The organism is Pseudomonas sp. TMW22080 (genome assembly GCF_022496745.1).
In the GTDB taxonomy this organism is placed as follows: domain Bacteria; phylum Pseudomonadota; class Gammaproteobacteria; order Pseudomonadales; family Pseudomonadaceae; genus Aquipseudomonas; species Aquipseudomonas bubulae.
In genome coordinates this window covers 314,215-331,741 of the sequence record NZ_SCFF01000002.1, presented here as the reverse complement: position 1 = coordinate 331,741, position 17,527 = coordinate 314,215, and the positions used below count along the sequence as shown (strand labels likewise).

General features: G+C 57.3%; 12 protein-coding genes and 1 pseudogene. All 13 read right to left on the bottom strand.

The genetic code is table 11. From position 1 onward, the window contains the following. Window positions 1-66 precede the first annotated feature (66 nt). A complete protein-coding gene (gene eno, locus EQV96_RS07915; RefSeq protein ID WP_095001321.1) occupies window positions 67-1,356 on the bottom strand; it encodes a phosphopyruvate hydratase in 1,290 nt (429 codons plus the stop codon). Window positions 1,357-1,509: 153 nt separating this feature from the next. Beyond that, complete coding sequence (kdsA, locus tag EQV96_RS07910; RefSeq protein ID WP_016781998.1) at window positions 1,510-2,355, bottom strand: 3-deoxy-8-phosphooctulonate synthase; 846 nt, start codon at window positions 2,353-2,355, stop codon at window positions 1,510-1,512. A gap of 5 nt (window positions 2,356-2,360) precedes the next feature. Next, window positions 2,361-3,992, bottom strand: coding sequence for a CTP synthase (locus tag EQV96_RS07905; protein ID WP_029611550.1), 1,632 nt, complete (start codon window positions 3,990-3,992; stop codon window positions 2,361-2,363). 272 nt (window positions 3,993-4,264) lie between these two features. Further along, window positions 4,265-5,581 carry a tRNA lysidine(34) synthetase TilS gene (gene tilS, locus EQV96_RS07900; protein ID WP_240881700.1) on the bottom strand — a complete coding sequence of 439 codons (1,317 nt, stop codon included), beginning with the start codon at window positions 5,579-5,581 and terminating at the stop codon, window positions 4,265-4,267. Between the two features lie 130 nt (window positions 5,582-5,711). Continuing rightward, window positions 5,712-6,659 carry an acetyl-CoA carboxylase carboxyltransferase subunit alpha gene (locus tag EQV96_RS07895; protein WP_016781995.1) on the bottom strand — a complete coding sequence of 316 codons (948 nt, stop codon included), beginning with the start codon at window positions 6,657-6,659 and terminating at the stop codon, window positions 5,712-5,714. A gap of 184 nt (window positions 6,660-6,843) precedes the next feature. Then, window positions 6,844-10,365 (bottom strand): DNA polymerase III subunit alpha, encoded by a 3,522-nt coding sequence (dnaE, locus tag EQV96_RS07890; RefSeq protein ID WP_095001318.1) that lies wholly within the window; start codon window positions 10,363-10,365, stop codon window positions 6,844-6,846. Between the two features lie 78 nt (window positions 10,366-10,443). Continuing rightward, window positions 10,444-11,052, bottom strand: a complete 609-nt coding sequence (rnhB, locus tag EQV96_RS07885) for a ribonuclease HII (protein ID WP_095001317.1) — start codon at window positions 11,050-11,052, stop codon at window positions 10,444-10,446. An 11-nt stretch (window positions 11,053-11,063) separates the two neighbouring features. Next, a complete protein-coding gene (lpxB, locus tag EQV96_RS07880) occupies window positions 11,064-12,194 on the bottom strand; it encodes a lipid-A-disaccharide synthase (RefSeq protein WP_095018170.1) in 1,131 nt (376 codons plus the stop codon). 2 nt (window positions 12,195-12,196) lie between these two features. Further along, window positions 12,197-12,973, bottom strand: a complete 777-nt coding sequence (lpxA, locus tag EQV96_RS07875) for an acyl-ACP--UDP-N-acetylglucosamine O-acyltransferase (protein ID WP_095001315.1) — start codon at window positions 12,971-12,973, stop codon at window positions 12,197-12,199. Next, window positions 12,970-13,410, bottom strand: a complete 441-nt coding sequence (gene fabZ, locus EQV96_RS07870) for a 3-hydroxyacyl-ACP dehydratase FabZ (protein WP_016781990.1) — start codon at window positions 13,408-13,410, stop codon at window positions 12,970-12,972. The genes lpxA and fabZ overlap by 4 nt, the downstream gene beginning before the upstream one ends. 109 nt (window positions 13,411-13,519) lie before the next feature. After that, a pseudogene (lpxD, locus tag EQV96_RS07865) lies at window positions 13,520-14,574 on the bottom strand (UDP-3-O-(3-hydroxymyristoyl)glucosamine N-acyltransferase). Window positions 14,575-14,576: 2 nt separating this feature from the next. Continuing rightward, window positions 14,577-15,080: an OmpH family outer membrane protein gene (locus EQV96_RS07860; protein ID WP_003440444.1), complete on the bottom strand. Its 504-nt coding sequence runs from the start codon at window positions 15,078-15,080 to the stop codon at window positions 14,577-14,579. Window positions 15,081-15,124: 44 nt separating this feature from the next. Next, on the bottom strand, window positions 15,125-17,485 hold the full coding sequence (gene bamA, locus EQV96_RS07855; RefSeq protein ID WP_095001313.1) for an outer membrane protein assembly factor BamA: 2,361 nt from the start codon (window positions 17,483-17,485) through the stop codon (window positions 15,125-15,127). Window positions 17,486-17,527 lie beyond the last annotated feature (42 nt).

Here is a 17,527-nt window from a genome sequence, read left to right as displayed (position 1 = left end):
TAGTGTCAAAAGACCCGACTTGGCGAGCTTTCCGACACTACCTGCTGACTTTTTACCATTAAGTACTCAGCCGCGAAACTCGCCACGGCCGTTGTACTTGGCTTTTGCACCCAGTTGCTCTTCGATACGCAGCAATTGGTTGTACTTGGAAACGCGATCGGAACGGCACAGCGAGCCGGTCTTGATCTGGCCAGCGGCGGTACCCACGGCCAGGTCGGCAATGGTGGAATCTTCGGTTTCGCCGGAGCGGTGGGAGATCACAGCCGTGTAACCTGCAGCCTTGGCCATCTGGATGGCTTCCAGGGTTTCGGTCAGGGTGCCGATCTGGTTGAACTTGATCAGGATCGAGTTAGCGATGCTCTTGTCGATGCCTTCTTTCAGGATCTTGGTGTTGGTCACGAACAGGTCGTCGCCTACCAGCTGCACCTTCTCACCGATTTTGTCGGTCAGGATTTTCCAGCCATCCCAGTCAGACTCGTCCAGACCGTCTTCGATGGAGATGATCGGGTAACGCTGGGTCAGACCTTTGAGGTATTCAGCAAAACCTTCGGAGCTGAACACTTGGCCTTCGCCCGACAGGTTGTACTTGCCGTCTTCGTAGAATTCGCTGGCCGCGCAGTCCAGCGCCAGGGTCACGTCGGTGCCCAGGGTGTAACCGGCATTGGCGATGGCTTCGGAAATGACTTTCAGAGCATCTTCGTTGGACGCCAGGTTAGGTGCGAAACCGCCTTCGTCGCCCACTGCGGTGTTCAGGCCACGGGCCTTGAGCACTGCTTTGAGGTGATGGAAGATTTCGGTGCCCATGCGCAGCGCGTCGGAAAAGGTCTTGGCGCCAACCGGCTGAACCATGAACTCTTGAATGTCGACGTTGTTATCGGCGTGCTCGCCACCGTTGATGATGTTCATCATCGGAACCGGCATCGAGTAAACACCCGGAGTACCGTTCAGGTTGGCGATGTGTGCGTACAGCGGCAGGTCCTGGTCCTGGGCAGCAGCTTTGGCAGCAGCCAAAGACACGGCCAGGATGGCGTTGGCGCCCAGGGAGCCTTTGTTCTCAGTACCGTCCAGCGCGATCATCGCGTGGTCCAGCGCCTTTTGGTCAACCGGGTCTTTACCCAGCAGCAAATCACGAATAGGGCCGTTGATGTTGGCAACGGCTTTCAGCACGCCTTTGCCCAGGTAACGGCTTTTGTCGCCATCACGCAGTTCCAGCGCTTCACGGGAACCGGTGGAAGCACCGGACGGCGCGCAAGCGCTGCCGATGATGCCGTTGTCGAGAAGCACGTCCGCTTCCACAGTGGGATTGCCACGGGAGTCGAGAACTTCACGACCTTTGATGTCGACGATCTTTGCCATTGTTGTAAATACTCCAAAGTTGACGAAAACGACGCAGCTGAGGGAAATATTGTTATCGGCGGCAAGGGTCAAATAGCGGGCAGCCTTGCGGGCGATAAGGCTCGGGCCCTGAGGCCCGAGAAATCGTGCGGTACTTTACCGGAGAAACGAGGGTTACGCGGTTTCTATTGTCGGAAAACTTTTAACCAACTCATCCAGCGACTTCAGCTGGGCCAGGAATGGCTCCAGCTTGTCCAGGCGCAAGGCACAAGGGCCGTCGCACTTGGCGTTGTCAGGATCCGGGTGTGCTTCCAGGAACAGACCGGCCAGGCTCTGGCTGATACCAGCCTTGGCCAGGTCGGTTACCTGGGCACGACGACCACCGGCAGAGTCCGAGCGACCGCCAGGCATTTGCAGCGCATGGGTCACGTCGAAAAACACCGGGTATTCGAACTGCTTCATGATGCCGAAGCCCAGCATGTCGACAACAAGGTTGTTGTAGCCAAAGCTGGAACCACGTTCGCAGAGGATCAACTGATCATTGCCCGCTTCTTCGCATTTGCTCAGGATGTGTTTCATTTCCTGAGGCGCAAGGAACTGGGCTTTTTTGATGTTGATCACGGCGCCGGTCTTGGCCATGGCCACGACCAGGTCAGTTTGACGCGACAGGAAAGCCGGCAACTGGATGATGTCGCAGACCTCGGCGACCACGGCCGCTTGCGCAGGCTCGTGGACGTCGGTAATCAGCGGCACACCGAAGGCGGCCTTGATGTCCTGAAAAATCCGCATGCCTTCTTCGAGGCCTGGGCCACGGTAAGAGCTGACAGATGAACGATTGGCCTTGTCGAAACTGGCCTTGAACACGTAAGGAATACCAAGCTTTTCGGTGACCCGTACGTACTCTTCGCACACCTGCATGGCCATATCACGGCTTTCCAGCACGTTCATCCCACCGAACAAGACCATTGGCTTGTCGTTGGCAATTTCGATATTGCCTACACGGATAATCTTTTGCGCCATTCTGATTACGCCTTCTTCTCGTGTTGCGCCAGTGCAGCTTTGACGAAACCGGTGAACAATGGATGGCCATCACGTGGCGTGGAGGTGAACTCCGGGTGGAACTGGCAAGCGACAAACCAAGGATGGTCCGGAGCTTCAACCACTTCGACCAACGCGCCGTCACCGGAACGACCGGTCACTTTCAGGCCTGCTTCGGTCAGTTGCGGCAGCAGGTTATTGTTCACTTCATAGCGATGACGATGACGTTCAACAATCACGTCCTTGGCATAGCAATCGTGAACCAGGGAACCGGCTTGCAGCTGGCAATCCTGCGCGCCCAGACGCATGGTGCCGCCCAGGTCGGAAGTTTCGGTACGGGTTTCGACTGCACCGGTGGCGTCTTCCCACTCGGTGATCAGACCGACAACCGGATGGCCGCTGCTGCGATCGAATTCGGTGGAGTTGGCGTCTTTCCAGCCCAGCACATTACGTGCGAACTCGATAACCGCTACTTGCATGCCCAGGCAGATACCCAGGTATGGCACCTTGTTCTCGCGTGCATATTGAACGGCAGTGATCTTGCCTTCGACGCCGCGCAGACCGAAGCCGCCCGGAACCAGAATGGCATCACAGCCTTCAAGCAGCTCGGTGCCTTTGTTTTCGATGTCTTCGGAGTCGATATAGCGCAGGTTGACCTTGGTACGGTTGGAAATACCGGCGTGGCTCATCGCTTCGATCAGCGATTTGTACGCGTCCAGCAGTTCCATGTACTTGCCGACCATCGCGATGGTGACTTCGTGCTCCGGGTTCAGCTTGGCGTCGACGACCTTGTCCCACTCGGACAGGTCGGCGCTGTTGCATTCCAGGCCAAAGCGCTCAACGACGAAATCATCCAGGCCCTGAGCGTGCAGCATGCCCGGGATCTTGTAGATGGTGTCGGCGTCTTCCAGCGAAATGACAGCACGTTCCTCAACGTTGGTGAACAGCGCGATCTTGCGACGCGAAGACACATCAACGTGGTGATCGGAGCGGCAGATCAGTACGTCTGGCTGCAGGCCGATGGAACGCAGCTCTTTAACCGAGTGCTGTGTAGGTTTGGTTTTCGTTTCGCCAGCGGTGGCAATGTACGGAACCAGAGTCAGGTGCATCAGCATGGCGCGCTTGGCGCCCACTTCGATGCGCAGCTGACGGATAGCTTCGAGGAACGGTTGCGACTCAATGTCACCCACAGTGCCGCCAATCTCAACCATCGCTACGTCGGCATCGCCGGCGCCCTTGATGATCCGACGTTTGATTTCGTCGGTGATGTGCGGAATTACCTGAATGGTTGCACCCAGGTAATCACCACGGCGCTCCTTGCGCAGGACGTGTTCGTAAACGCGGCCCGTGGTGAAGTTGTTGTTCTGGGTCATGGTCGTGCGGATAAACCGCTCGTAATGGCCCAAGTCCAGGTCGGTTTCGGCGCCGTCGTGCGTGACGAACACTTCACCGTGCTGGAACGGGCTCATGGTGCCCGGATCAACGTTGATGTAGGGGTCCAGCTTCAGCATGGTGACCTTAAGTCCCCGCGCCTCCAGGATGGCTGCCAATGAAGCCGAGGCAATGCCTTTCCCCAATGAAGAAACAACACCGCCCGTGACGAAGATGTAGCGCGTCATGAAAAACCCTAGAAGTCTGCGTTAAAGCGGTCAGAGCCGCCGGGGAAAGCGAAGGAAGGCCGAAGCCCCCAATCACCAGCATTAGTCACAGTGCACCTTTCGAAAAACTGCTGCGTTGAAACAGACCGATGGAAACCACCGGTTCGATGCAAGCCACACATTTTTTTAAAATCGCCCAGCAAAGACTGCTTGGTAATCGGCAACATCTGCAATTCTGGTGAATCCACAGAAGTTGTATCAAGAAGGGAGCGTAGTCTACCGGAAACCCCCTTTCAGCTCAAACCTTGATCGCTCGAAGTTGGCAGCCACTGCAATTTCCAGTGCCCACAGGGGCTGGAGTCCAGTCCAGGGAGGTTTGCCACGGCCAATAACTGCTCATTGCGGTACAGAAGCGGCAATCTGCCACGGGCAAACAACGGAACACCTCGCTCGTTGAGCAGCCGCTTGAGATCACGATGACCGCGCTGTGCCTGCGCCATCACTTCGCCCCCTAGACGATAGCTCACTTGCAAAGGGCCATCCGGGATATCCCCGACAAAATGCACACGACCATTACCCGGCAGCGCCAGGGCCTGATCAGGACAGGGCCACAACACGGGGGCGATCGGTTGGTGCAACCATTCGCCGGCCAGCCACCAAATACGCCCACCGGCACGATGCAACTCGCCGTCTGCGAGCTTCCACACCGGCTGCGCATCGATGCGGGCATCCCGCAGGGCATCCCACCCCGCCCAATGGTCGGTGTCCGGCAATGACGTGAAGGCTGACAGCCAGTGACGCAAGGCATTGCGCTGACGGGCAGGTGACAGGCTGGCGATGGCGGTCAGTTCCAGGGAGGGCAAGCCAAGCCAGGCAAACTCGCTGGTAGAGCCCGCAGCGTGCAAATCCTGCTGGGCCAGTTCATCCAGCAAACCCTGCGCCTCGGCACAGTGCGCTGCGCTGCGGGCCATGCTGGCAGCCGCCTGGGGCCAGCGCCGAGCGAGGATCGGGAGGACTTCATGGCGCAGGAAATTGCGGGAAAAATCTGTCTGGGTGTTAGACGGGTCCTCAATCCAGCTCAGACCCTGTGTTCGGGCATATGACTCAAGCTGGGCGCGGGACACGTCCAGCAAAGGCCGGCACAGGTGTCCTGCGCCCAGGCGACGCTGGCGCGGCATGCCCGCCAGGCCGCTGACCCCCGCCCCGCGCAACAGGCGAAACAACAGGGTTTCAGCCTGGTCATCGCGATGCTGCCCGAGCAGCAGCACCTCCCCGGCACCGCTGATCGCCGCAAACGCCTGATAGCGCGCATCCCGCGCTGCACGCTCGACGCTTGCGCCCGCCTGCACCTGCACGGCAATCACCTGCAAGGGCACTCCAAGCCCCCTACACAGTGCCTGACAATGGGCTGGCCACGCATCGGCCGCCGCCTGTAGGCCATGATGCACATGGACAGCGGTGATAGGCGGTAATGAGTGGGTTTTACGTAATTGAACGAGAAGGTGCAGCAGAACGGTGGAATCGAGTCCGCCGGAGAGCGCGACGTGCCAGGCCTTGGCGTTGCGCCAGGGGCCGAGGGCTTGCAGAAGTAGAGTTGACATGTCAGCCATTAAAAGCCCCTCACCCTAGCCCTCTCCCAGAGGGAGAGGGGACTGACCGCACGCGGTAGCGAGAACACCACCAATCAGCTCCCTCTCCCTCCGGGAGAGGGTTGGGGTGAGGGCCGGTTTTAATCAAGTATCAGAGACCGTAGCTCATCAAACGATCATAACGACGTTTGAGCAGGGCTTCGTGATCCAGCTTCTTGAGCATGTCGAGCTGGGAAATCAGATCGGCACGAATGCTCGCAGAAGCCGCAGCCGGGTCACGGTGCGCGCCGCCCAATGGCTCGCCAATCACCTTGTCGACGATGCCCAGGCCTTTCAGACGTTCTGCAGTGATACCCATGGCTTCAGCTGCGTCCGGCGCTTTTTCGGCGGTTTTCCACAGAATCGAGGCGCAACCTTCCGGCGAGATCACCGCGTAGGTCGAGTACTGCAGCATGTTCAACTGGTCGCACACGCCAATGGCCAATGCACCGCCCGAACCGCCTTCGCCGATAACGGTGGCGATGATAGGGGTTTTCAGGCGCGACATGACGCGCAGGTTCCAGGCAATGGCTTCGCTCTGGTTGCGCTCTTCGGCGTCGATACCCGGGTAAGCACCCGGCGTGTCGATAAAGGTCAGGATCGGCATCTTGAAGCGCTCGGCCATTTCCATCAGACGGCAGGCCTTGCGGTAGCCTTCAGGGCGCGGCATACCAAAGTTGCGTCGTACCTTTTCACGCACTTCACGGCCTTTCTGATGACCAATCACCATCACTGGCTGATCGTCCAGACGGGCAATACCGCCAACAATGGCAGCGTCATCGGCAAAGTGGCGGTCGCCATGCAGCTCATCGAACTCGGTGAAGATGTGATCGATGTAGTCCAGCGTGTAGGGACGACGCGGGTGACGGGCCAAACGGGCAATCTGCCAGCTGGTCAGCTTGCCGAAAATATCTTCAGTCAGCGTTTTGCTTTTGTCTTGCAGACGAGAGATTTCATCACTGATATTCAGCGAATTGTCATTACCAACCAAGCGCAACTCTTCGATTTTGGCTTGCAGGTCAGCAATCGGCTGTTCGAAATCAAGAAAATTCGGGTTCATAAGCATCCGTCTTGGGTCGGCGGCAAAGCATGCCAGAGGGTCTGAAACCCAGCAATTGCTGGCGTTTCTAACCGAGCTGGGGCAGCCGGTTGATCTGTATCGCGCCTACCTTAAGGGACAGGCGCTCTCAGGTCGAGATTAAAAATTCAGGTCGAGGTCAGGGCGCAGCTATGGCCCCTGACCGTCAACGGTATTGGAGGAAGACGTTGTCTCGCCCGAACTGGTCACGCAGGGCTTGAATCAAGCTGTCTGCCGGATCGATCCGCCAGGTCTCGCCAAACTGCAGCATGGCCTTGGCCTCTTCGCCCGTGTACTCCATGGTGACAGGACAGGCTCCGCGATGTTTTTTCAGCAACTCGCCCAGATTACGCAACTGATCACCCTTGAGCGCGTCCCGGTTCACTTTCAGGCGCAAGCTCTCGGCCAGACTGGTGCGTGCATCTTCCATGCTCATCACCCGTTTGACCCGCAGGCGCAGGCCACCGGAGAAGTCGTCATTGCTGACTTCACCTTCGACCACCACCATCGCATCAGTCTGCAACAGCGACTGCGCCGAATGAAACGCCTCGGCGAACAACGACGCTTCAATGCGCGCCGAACGGTCATCGAGAGTGATAAAGCCCATCTTGTCGCCTTTTTTGTTCTTCATCACCCGCAACGCGATAATCATCCCGGCAACGGTCTGGGTATCACGGGCTGGCTTGAGATCAATAATGCGCTGGCGGGCAAAGCGGCGGATCTCGCCCTCGTACTCGTCAATCGGATGGCCGGTCAGGTACAGGCCCAGAGTGTCCTTCTCGCCTTTGAGTCGCTCCTTGAGCGTCAGTTCCCTGGCCTTGCGGTGGTGGGCATAGACGTCCGCATCAGCCTCGACAAACAACCCGCCAAACAGGTCGGCGTGCCCGCTGTCATGGGTGCGCGCAGTTTGTTCGGCTGCCTTGATCGCTTCTTCCAGCGCCGACAGCAACACCGCACGGTTCTGGTCGATGTTGGCTTGCCAGGCCTTGGGCTCGTCATGGAAAAACGGCCCCAGGCGGTCAAGGGCACCGCTGCGGATCAGGCCATCAAGAGTACGCTTGTTGATACGTTTGAGGTCAACCCGGGCGCAGAAATCGAACAAATCCTTGAACGGGCCGTCCTGACGCGCCTCGGTAATGGCCTCGACAGGCCCCTCGCCCACCCCCTTGATCGCCCCCAGGCCATAAATGATCCGGCCTTCATCGTTCACCGTGAACTTGAACTCCGAGGCATTCACATCCGGCGCATCGAGACGCAGCTTCATGCTGCGAATCTCTTCGATCAGGATCACCACCTTGTCGGTGTTGTGCATATCCGCCGACAGTACCGCGGCCATAAATGGCGCCGGGTAGTGGGTTTTCAGCCAGGCGGTCTGGTACGACACCAGGCCGTAGGCAGCGGAGTGGGACTTGTTGAAACCGTAACCGGCAAATTTTTCCACCAGGTCGAAAATGTTACCGGCCAGGTCAGCGTCAATATTGTTATTGGCGCAACCTTCAATAAAGCCACCGCGCTGCTTGGCCATTTCTTCGGGTTTTTTCTTGCCCATGGCCCGACGCAGCATGTCAGCGCCGCCGAGGGTATAACCGGCCATGACCTGGGCAATCTGCATCACCTGTTCCTGATACAGAATGATGCCGTAAGTGGGTGCCAATACAGGCTTGAGGCCTTCGTACTGGTAATCGGAGTGCGGGTACGCCAGTTCGGCGCGACCGTGCTTACGGTTGATAAAGTCATCAACCATGCCTGACTGCAGCGGCCCTGGACGGAACAGGGCCACCAGTGCGATCAAGTCTTCCAGGCAGTCGGGCTTGAGCTTTTTGATCAGCTCTTTCATACCGCGCGACTCGAGCTGGAACACCGCGGTGGTTTCGGCCTTTTGCAGCAACTGGTAGGTCGGCTTGTCGTCCAGCGGGATAAAGGCGATATCCAGCGGCGGCTCGTCGACCTTGGCGCGATCGCGGTTGATGGTTTTCAACGCCCAGTCGATCACTGTCAGGGTCCGCAGACCGAGGAAGTCGAACTTCACCAGGCCAGCAGACTCAACGTCATCCTTGTCGAACTGGGTAACCAGACCACCACCCTCTTCGTCGCAGTAAATCGGCGAGAAGTCAGTCAGTTTGGTCGGTGCGATCACCACACCACCGGCGTGCTTGCCGACGTTACGTACAACGCCTTCAAGCTTGCGGGCCATTTCCCAGATTTCGGCCGCTTCTTCATCAACCTTGATAAAGTCGCGCAGGATTTCTTCCTGCTCGAAGGCTTTTTCCAGGGTCATACCGACTTCAAACGGAATCATCTTCGACAGACGATCCGCCAGGCCGTAGGACTTGCCCTGCACCCGCGCCACGTCACGGATTACCGCCTTGGCGGCCATCGAACCGAAAGTGATGATCTGGCTTACCGCGTTGCGTCCGTATTTTTCGGCCACATACTCGATTACCCGGTCGCGACCATCCATGCAGAAGTCGACGTCGAAGTCGGGCATCGATACCCGTTCCGGGTTAAGGAATCGTTCGAACAGGAGGTCGTATTCCAGCGGATCAAGGTCGGTGATCTTCTGTACATAGGCCACCAGCGAGCCGGCACCCGACCCCCGGCCCGGTCCTACCGGTACGCCATTGCTCTTGGCCCACTGAATAAAGTCCATCACGATCAGGAAGTAACCCGGGAACCCCATCTGGATGATGATATCCAGTTCGAAATTCAGCCGGTCGACATACACCTGACGCTTGGTGTCGTAATCCTCGGTGGTGTCTTTGGGCAGCAGAACGCTCAGGCGCTCTTCCAGGCCGTCAAATGACACCTTGCGGAAATATTCATCGATGGTCATGCCATCAGGGATCGGGAAGTTGGGCAAAAAGTGAGTGCCCAGCTTTACTTCGATATTGCAGCGTTTGGCAATTTCAACCGTGTTTGCCAAAGCATCAGGCAAGTCACTGAACAGCTCGGCCATTTCCTCGGCGCTTTTCAGATACTGCTGATCGCTGTAATTCTTGGAGCGACGCGGGTCGTCCAGTGCCCGGCCCTCACCAATGCAGACGCGGGTTTCGTGAGCCTCAAAGTCCTGTTGCCTGATAAAGCGCACATCGTTGGTTGCCACCAGCGGCGCGCCGATCTTGTCTGCCAGGGCCACAGCCGCATGCAGATGCTCTTCGTCATTGGGACGCTTGGTGCGCTGCACTTCGATATAGAAGCGGTCAGGGAACACCGTCATCCATTCTCGGGCCAGGGTCTCGGCTTCTTCAGTGTTGCCACTGATCAGCGCGACACCGATCTCGCCCTCTTTCGCAGCCGACAGCATGATCAGGCCATCGGCGGCCTCGGCTACCCACTCGCGCTCGATGATGACCTGGCCATTGCGCTGGCCATCGATGTAACCACGGGAGATCAGCTCGGTCAGGTTGCGATAGCCCAACGGGTTCATCGCCAACAGGCTGATACGGCTGAGGGGGTTTTCAGGGTCCTTGTTCGACAGCCACAGGTCTGCACCACTGATCGGCTTGATGCCGCCGCCCATGGCCGCCTTGTAGAACTTGACCAGGGAGCACATGTTGTTCTGATCGGTCACCGCGACAGCGGGCATATTCATGCCGGCCAGAGTTTTGATCAGCGGTTTGATCCGCACCAGGCCATCGACCAGGGAGTATTCAGTGTGCAGGCGCAGGTGAACGAATGAAGCCGGCATGGTGATCCTGTCTATAAGCTTTGAGAAACAACAAGGCCCGGATTGTACCGGGCCTTGGCAAAAACATCAGCCTTATGGCTAAAGGCCTTCAAGGGCCTCGTAAGCACGACGCACCGGACCAAACGAACGGCGATGTATCGGTGTAGGCCCCAGGCGCTCAAGGGCTGCAAGATGAACGGCCGTTGGGTAACCCTTGTGCCCGCCAATGCCATAGCCAGGGTACTGCAGCTCGAATGCAGCCATTTCGCGGTCACGGCTGACCTTGGCCAGAATCGATGCCGCGGCAATTGCCGGTACCTTGCTATCGCCCTTGACCACGGCCTCGGCTGGCATAGCCAGCTTGGGGCAACGATTACCGTCGATCATGGCCAGTTTCGGGGTAATGCTCAGCCCTTCAACAGCGCGCTGCATGGCCAGCATGGTGGCGTGCAGAATGTTCAGCTCGTCGATTTCTTCGACTTCGGCCCGAGCAATGCACCAGCTCAGTGCTTTTTCACGAATTTCGTCGAAGAGCTTTTCGCGACGGGCTTCAGTGAGCTTTTTCGAATCATTGAGCCCGGCGATAGGCCGATTGGGGTCGAGAATCACGGCGGCCGTTACCACGGCACCGCACAAGGGGCCACGACCCACTTCATCGACACCCGCCACGAGGTCTTCGACCAGATTGAAGTCCAAGCCGATTTGCATGGTTACTTTACTCATTTGGATTGTGCAATCAGGCCCAGTACCGCTTTGGCGGCCTGATTGGAAGCGTCGAGACGCAAGGTGCGATGAATTTCGTCAAAGCCGCGGGTCTGCTCTTCACCACCCTCAAGCAAAGGCAGCAAGGTGCGGGCCAGTGCCTCAGGCGTGGCTGCATCCTGCAACAGCTCGGGCACCAGCATGCGCTGGGCCAGCAAGTTGGGCAGCGACACATACGGGCTTTTGACCAGACGCTTGAGAATCCAGAACGTGAGACGCGCAAGACGATAAGCCACCACCATCGGCCGCTTGTACAGCAAGGCTTCAAGAGTGGCCGTGCCCGATGCGATCAAGACCGCATCACAGGCCGCTAGCGCGAGGTGCGACTGGCCGTCGAGCAAGGTCAGCGGCAAGTCGCGCCCCACCAGCAACTGTTCGATCTGCTCGCGACGCGCTGCGCTCGCGCAAGGCAATACAAAGCGCACATCAGGGCGAGCTTGGCGGATTATTTGCGCGGCATCGAGAAACAACCCGCCAAGCTTGCCAACTTCACCACCACGACTACCCGGCATCAAGGCGACCAACGGCCCGTCAGGCAGGCCCAACTCGGCGCGCGCACCGGCCTTGTCGGCCTCAAGAGGAATGGTGTCTGCCAGCGAATGCCCGACAAAACGCACGGGCACACCGTGCTCTTCGTAAAAGCGCGCCTCGAATGGCAGCAACGTCAGCATCAAATCGCAACCTTCGCGGATTTTCAGCACGCGCTTCTGCCGCCACGCCCACACGGACGGGCTCACATAATGCACGGTCTTGATCCCGGCACGACGCAATTGAAGTTCGATATTGAGGGTGAAATCGGGGGCGTCGATGCCGATAAACACGTCGGGCTTTTCGGCGATCAGGGTCTGAACCAACAGCTTGCGGCGCTTGAGCAATTCACGCAGGCGACCCAGCACTTCAACCAGGCCCATCACCGACAGACGTTCCATCGGGAAGTAGGAGCTCATGCCCTCTGCTTCCATCAATGGACCACCCACGCCGATAAATTCGATATCAGAATGCTGGGCCTTGAGTGCCCGCATCAACCCCGAACCCAATATGTCGCCCGAGGCCTCACCCGCTACCAGCGCGATACGCAATCTGGCCATGACTAGCGCGTGATGCCGCGAGTGGAAGAGCGAATGGACTCTACAAACATGGCAACTTCCGGGAACTGAGCAGCAGGCTCGGCCAATTCTGCAAGCGCCTGATCAACAGTCAACCCCTGGCGGTAAACCACCTTGTAGGCACGACGCAAGGCATGGATGGCATCGTCACTGAAGCCGCGACGACGCATGCCTTCGAAGTTCATGCTGCGTGCTTCGGCAGGGCTGCCAAACACGGTTACAAATGCAGGAACGTCCTTGCCAATGGCAGTGCCCATGCCCGAAAAGCTGTGCGCACCGATGTGGCAGAACTGATGGACCAGGGTAAAACCGGACAGGATGGCCCAGTCACCCATGTGCACATGGCCTGCCAACGCAGAGTTATTGACCAGGATGCAATGGTTGCCAATAACGCTGTCATGGCCGATATGGGCATAGGCCATTACCAGGTTGTGATCACCCAGCGTGGTTTCAGAGCGGTCCTGAATGGTGCCGCGATGAATGGTGACACCTTCACGAATCACGTTGTGGTCACCGATCACCAGGCGAGTTTCCTCACCCTTGTACTTCAGATCAGGGGTGTCCTCACCTACCGAAGAAAACTGGTAGATGCGATTGTGCTTACCGATCCTGGTTGGGCCCTTGAGAATCACATGCGGCCCAATCACAGTCCCCTCGCCGATTTCCACACCAGCGCCGATGATCGACCAAGGGCCGACCTCGACGTCGTCGGCCAAAATGGCCGTCGGATCGATGATTGCGCGAGGGTCAATCAAACTCATAGTTTGCGTTCCGCACAAATGATTTCAGCCGAGCATACCGGCTTGCCGTCAACCGTTGCCTGGCACTCGAACTTCCAGATGGAACGCTTGCAGCTCAAGAACTTGGCCTCAAGGATCAGTTGATCACCTGGCAGCACAGGCTGACGAAAGCGTAGCTTGTCGGAACCTACGAAGTAATAAAGTGTACCGTCAGCCGGCTTGAGGTCCATCATCTTGAAACCAAGGATGCCGGCTGCCTGAGCCATGGCCTCGATGATCAACACGCCCGGCATGATCGGGTGGGCCGGGAAGTGACCGTTGAAAAAAGGCTCATTGATGCTGACATTCTTGTAGGCACGAATGCGCTTGTTCTCGACATCCAGATCCACCACTCGGTCCACCAGCAGGAACGGGTAACGGTGGGGCAGATATTCGCGAATCTCGTTGATGTCCATCATTTCGTGGGGAAGCCTGTAATAAAGATTGGGCGCGCGCGACTAAGGCGCGCTCCTCTAGCAAATCAAGGAAGCAAACCAATGGCTCTGCACGCTTGATATGGAAATTGTATTAACCTTTTGAAGAAGCTTTACCGCCGGGGGTCACTTACCGACGTGCTTTTCCAGTTGTTTCAATCGCCGGGCGATATCGTCCAGCTGACGAATACGTGCCGCACTTTTGCGCCACTCGGCGGCCGGCTGCATCGCGGTACCGGAAGAGTAGGCGCCAGGCTCGGTAATCGAGTGGGTCACCATTGTCATGCCAGTCAAGAATACATTGTCACAAATTTCAATGTGCCCCACCAAACCGACACCACCTGCCAGCATGCAGTGCTTGCCGATCTTGGTGCTGCCCGAGATCCCGACACATGCGGCCATGGCCGTATGGTCACCGACCTGAACGTTGTGCGCGATCTGGATCTGGTTATCCAGCTTGACCCCATTACCGATTACGGTATCGGCCAGGGCGCCGCGGTCGATGGCCGTGTTGACACCGATTTCGACATCATCACCAATGGTCACACCACCGATTTGCGCGATTTTTTGCCACACGCCTTTTTCGTTGGCAAAACCAAAGCCTTCACCGCCCAGCACTGCGCCCGACTGAATAACCACACGCTTGCCGATACGAACATCGTGATAAAGCGTCACGCGTGGAGCCAGCCAGCCGCCTTCACCGATTTCGCAACGCGCCCCGATAAAGCAATGAGGGCCCACCGTGACACCGGCAGCGATGCGCGCACCGCTTTCGATGACGGCAAACGCACCAATGCTCGCCGCAGGGTCAACCACCGCGTCAGCAGCAATCACTGCCGATGGATGAACGCCGGCAGTGGCTTTGGGCTTGGGATCAAACAGATGGGAAATCCGCGCATAAGCCAGGTAAGGATCCGGCACAACCAGGGCATCACCGGGATACTCTTCGGCGTCAGCAGCCTTGAGCAATACAGCTCCGGCCTGGCAGTCGACAAGGAATTTTCGGTACTGGGGGTTGGCCAGAAAGCTCAACTGAGCTGGGCCAGCCTCTTGTAAAGTGGCTAGCCCAGTAATTTCTTTCTCCGCAGAGCCACGCAAGGTGGCCCCGAGGAACTCGGCCAATTGGCCGAGTTTTATAGTCGCAGTCATAATTACTTCAGCTGATTCATGCGCTCGATAACTTGGCGAGTGATGTCGTACTGAGGTTTAACATCAATCACAGCACCACGCTCGAACACCAGGTCAAAGGCGCCTTTTTTGATGACTTCTTCAACAGCGCTGTCCAGTTTCGGCTTCAGCTGTTTCAGCATTTCACGGTCAGCAACGGCTTTGGCTTCGTTCAGTTCCTTGGACTGGAACTGGAAGTCACGGGCCTTTTGCTTGAATTCAAGCTCCAGACGCTCACGCTCGCCCTGCTGCATCTTGTCGCCGCCTTTTACCAGACGGTCCTGAATACCCTTGGCGCTGCTTTCCAGGCTTTTGAGCTTGGTCAGTTGCGGGCCAAATTTCTTCTCGGCATCTACGGCGTAACGCTTGGCGGCGTCCGATTCAAGCAATGCCATCTGATAGTTCAGCACGGCAATTTTCATGTCGGCGAAAGCCGGGCCAGCCACTAGAACCGAAGCCAGGAGAACCAATTGAGTCAACTTACGCACGATGCACTCCTAAAAAATCCGTTGTCTGTATCTGAAGTCAGGCTTTAGAAAGTCTGGCCGAGGGAGAATTGGAACACTTGAGTGTCGGCATCATCCGGTTTCTTGATCGGCATGGCCAAGCTGAAACTCAGCGGGCCAAGCGCAGTCACCCAGGTCACACCAACACCCACAGAGCTGGCCAGGTTGCTGAAGCCGATATCGCAATCCTTGGTATCGCCCTTGCAGTTGGTGTCGAACACGTTACCCACATCCCAGAACACGGAGGTGCGCAGGGAACGCTGGTCTTTGACGAACGGCATAGGGAACAACACTTCCACACCACCCTGGATCAGCACGTTACCACCGAATGGCAGTGGATCCTGATCCGGGTCGGCGATGGTGCCTACGTTACCGGTTACACCAGCACCACGGCTTGGGGTGCTGCGTGGGCCCAGAGCGCTGTCCTTGAAGCCACGTACCGAGTTGAAGCCACCCGCGTAATAGTTTTCATAGAACGGCAGGCCTTCGGTGGAACCATAGCCATCACCATAGCCCAACTCGGTGTGCAGGCGCATGGTGTAGGTGTCTGTCAACGGCTGGAACAGCTGGGCACGGTAGTCCAGCTTGTAGAACTGCAGGTCGCTGCCTGGAATGGTGGTTTCAAACACCAGGCTCTGCGAGCTGCCGCGAGTCGGCAATACGCCTTTGTTCAGGGTCGATTCAGACCAGCCGACCGATGCCTTGAAGTTGAGGTACTTGTCGCCTTCACGGTTTACGAAGTCGAAAATCTCGTCAACGGTGTACTGGCCGGTGCTGATTTCATCCTGCTGCACAGTCAGGCCATAGGTCAGGCGCGATGTGTCGCTGATCGGGTAGCCCATGGTGATACCAGCACCCAGGCTGTCCACCGAGTAGTTTGCTACGTCAACGTCGAGGTCTTTGTAGTCGGTAGTACGGTAGAAAGCGTTGTAACCCAGGCTCACACCATCAGCTGTCCAGTACGGATCGACATAGCTGAAGTTGTAGCGGCTCTGGTATTCGCTGCGGGTCAGGCCAATGCTGACCTTGTTGCCCGTACCCAGGAAGTTGTTCTGGGTAATCGAACCGCCCAGGATCAAACCTGCGCTCTGGGCAAAACCGACGCTGGCGGTAATGGAACCCGATGCCTGCTCTTCTACTGCATAGTTCACGTCAACCTGATCGTCAGTGCCTGGCACTGCCGGAGTCTCGACGTTGACTTCCTTGAAGAAGCCCAGACGCTCAAGGCGGACCTTGGACTGGTCAATCAGGTAAGTCGATGCCCAGCCACCTTCCATCTGGCGCATTTCGCGACGCAGCACTTCGTCAGCCGACTTGGTGTTGCCGCGGTAGTTGATGCGGTTGACGTAAGCACGCTTGCCCGGATCGACCACAAAGGTGATGGCCACGGTGTGATCTTCAGGGTTTGGCTGAGGTACGCCGTTGACGTTGGCGAAGGTATAGCCCTCGTTACCCAGACGACGGGTGATCAGCTCCGAGGTGGTGGTCATCAGCTTGCGCGAGAACACCTGGCCCGGCTGAACAAGCAGCAGCGACTTGATCTGATCTTCCGGAACCTTGAGGTCACCGCTCAGTTTCACTTCGCCAACATTGTATTTTTCGCCTTCATTCACGTTTACGGTGATGTAGACGCTTTTCTTGTCAGGCGTGATCGATACCTGGGTCGAAGCAATATCCATATTGATATAGCCGCGATCGAGGTAGTAGGAGCGCAGACGCTCAAGGTCACCCGACAGTTTTTCACGTGCGTACTTGTCGTCGTTCTTGAAGAACGACAGCCAGTTCGTGGTCTTGAGTTCAAACAGGTCAACCAGGTCGGACTCAGGGAAAACCGTGTTGCCCACCACGTTGATGTGCTGGATCGCGGCAACCGTGCCCTCGTTGATATTGACCTTCAAGGCAACCCGGTTACGCGGCTCGGGCACCACTTCGGTGTCTACCGTCGCCGAGTAGCGGCCCTGGGCAACATACTGGCGTTGCAGTTCGTTGCGCACGCCTTCAAGGGTGGCGCGCTGGAAGATTTCACCTTCGGCCAGGCCCGACTGTTTAAGACCTTTCATAAGGTCATCAGTGGAGATCGCCTTGTTGCCGTCAATGGTGATGCTGGAGACGGAAGGACGTTCGACAACCGTGATAACAAGCACATTGCCATCACGACCCAGTTGGATGTCCTGAAAGAACCCGGTTTTGAACAACGCACGAGTGGATTCCACCAGACGGCGGTCATCCGCTACTTCACCCACGTTCAGAGGCAACGCGCCAAACACGCTACCGGCGGAAACCCGCTGGAGGCCGTTGACACGGATATCAGAGATAGTGAAGGACTCGGCGTGAACTTCGGCGATCATCAGTACGGCGAGAACCGCAGTTAGCAGCAGACGTTTCATGAAGTCCTTTCTTATTCCAACTGGCAATAAACAAACTGCCGC

What these genes read in the sequence shown, in the direction of transcription:
- eno (WP_095001321.1), bottom strand. Translation starts at nt 1,356, where the DNA reads ATGGCAAAGATCGTCGACATCAAAGGTCGTGAAGTTCTCGACTCCCGT.
- kdsA (WP_016781998.1), bottom strand. Translation starts at nt 2,355, where the DNA reads ATGGCGCAAAAGATTATCCGTGTAGGCAATATCGAAATTGCCAACGAC.
- EQV96_RS07905 (WP_029611550.1), bottom strand. Translation starts at nt 3,992, where the DNA reads ATGACGCGCTACATCTTCGTCACGGGCGGTGTTGTTTCTTCATTGGGG.
- tilS (WP_240881700.1), bottom strand. Translation starts at nt 5,581, where the DNA reads ATGGCTGACATGTCAACTCTACTTCTGCAAGCCCTCGGCCCCTGGCGC.
- EQV96_RS07895 (WP_016781995.1), bottom strand. Translation starts at nt 6,659, where the DNA reads ATGAACCCGAATTTTCTTGATTTCGAACAGCCGATTGCTGACCTGCAA.
- dnaE (WP_095001318.1), bottom strand. Translation starts at nt 10,365, where the DNA reads ATGCCGGCTTCATTCGTTCACCTGCGCCTGCACACTGAATACTCCCTG.
- rnhB (WP_095001317.1), bottom strand. Translation starts at nt 11,052, where the DNA reads ATGCAAATCGGCTTGGACTTCAATCTGGTCGAAGACCTCGTGGCGGGT.
- lpxB (WP_095018170.1), bottom strand. Translation starts at nt 12,194, where the DNA reads ATGGCCAGATTGCGTATCGCGCTGGTAGCGGGTGAGGCCTCGGGCGAC.
- lpxA (WP_095001315.1), bottom strand. Translation starts at nt 12,973, where the DNA reads ATGAGTTTGATTGACCCTCGCGCAATCATCGATCCGACGGCCATTTTG.
- fabZ (WP_016781990.1), bottom strand. Translation starts at nt 13,410, where the DNA reads ATGATGGACATCAACGAGATTCGCGAATATCTGCCCCACCGTTACCCG.
- bamA (WP_095001313.1), bottom strand. Translation starts at nt 17,485, where the DNA reads ATGAAACGTCTGCTGCTAACTGCGGTTCTCGCCGTACTGATGATCGCC.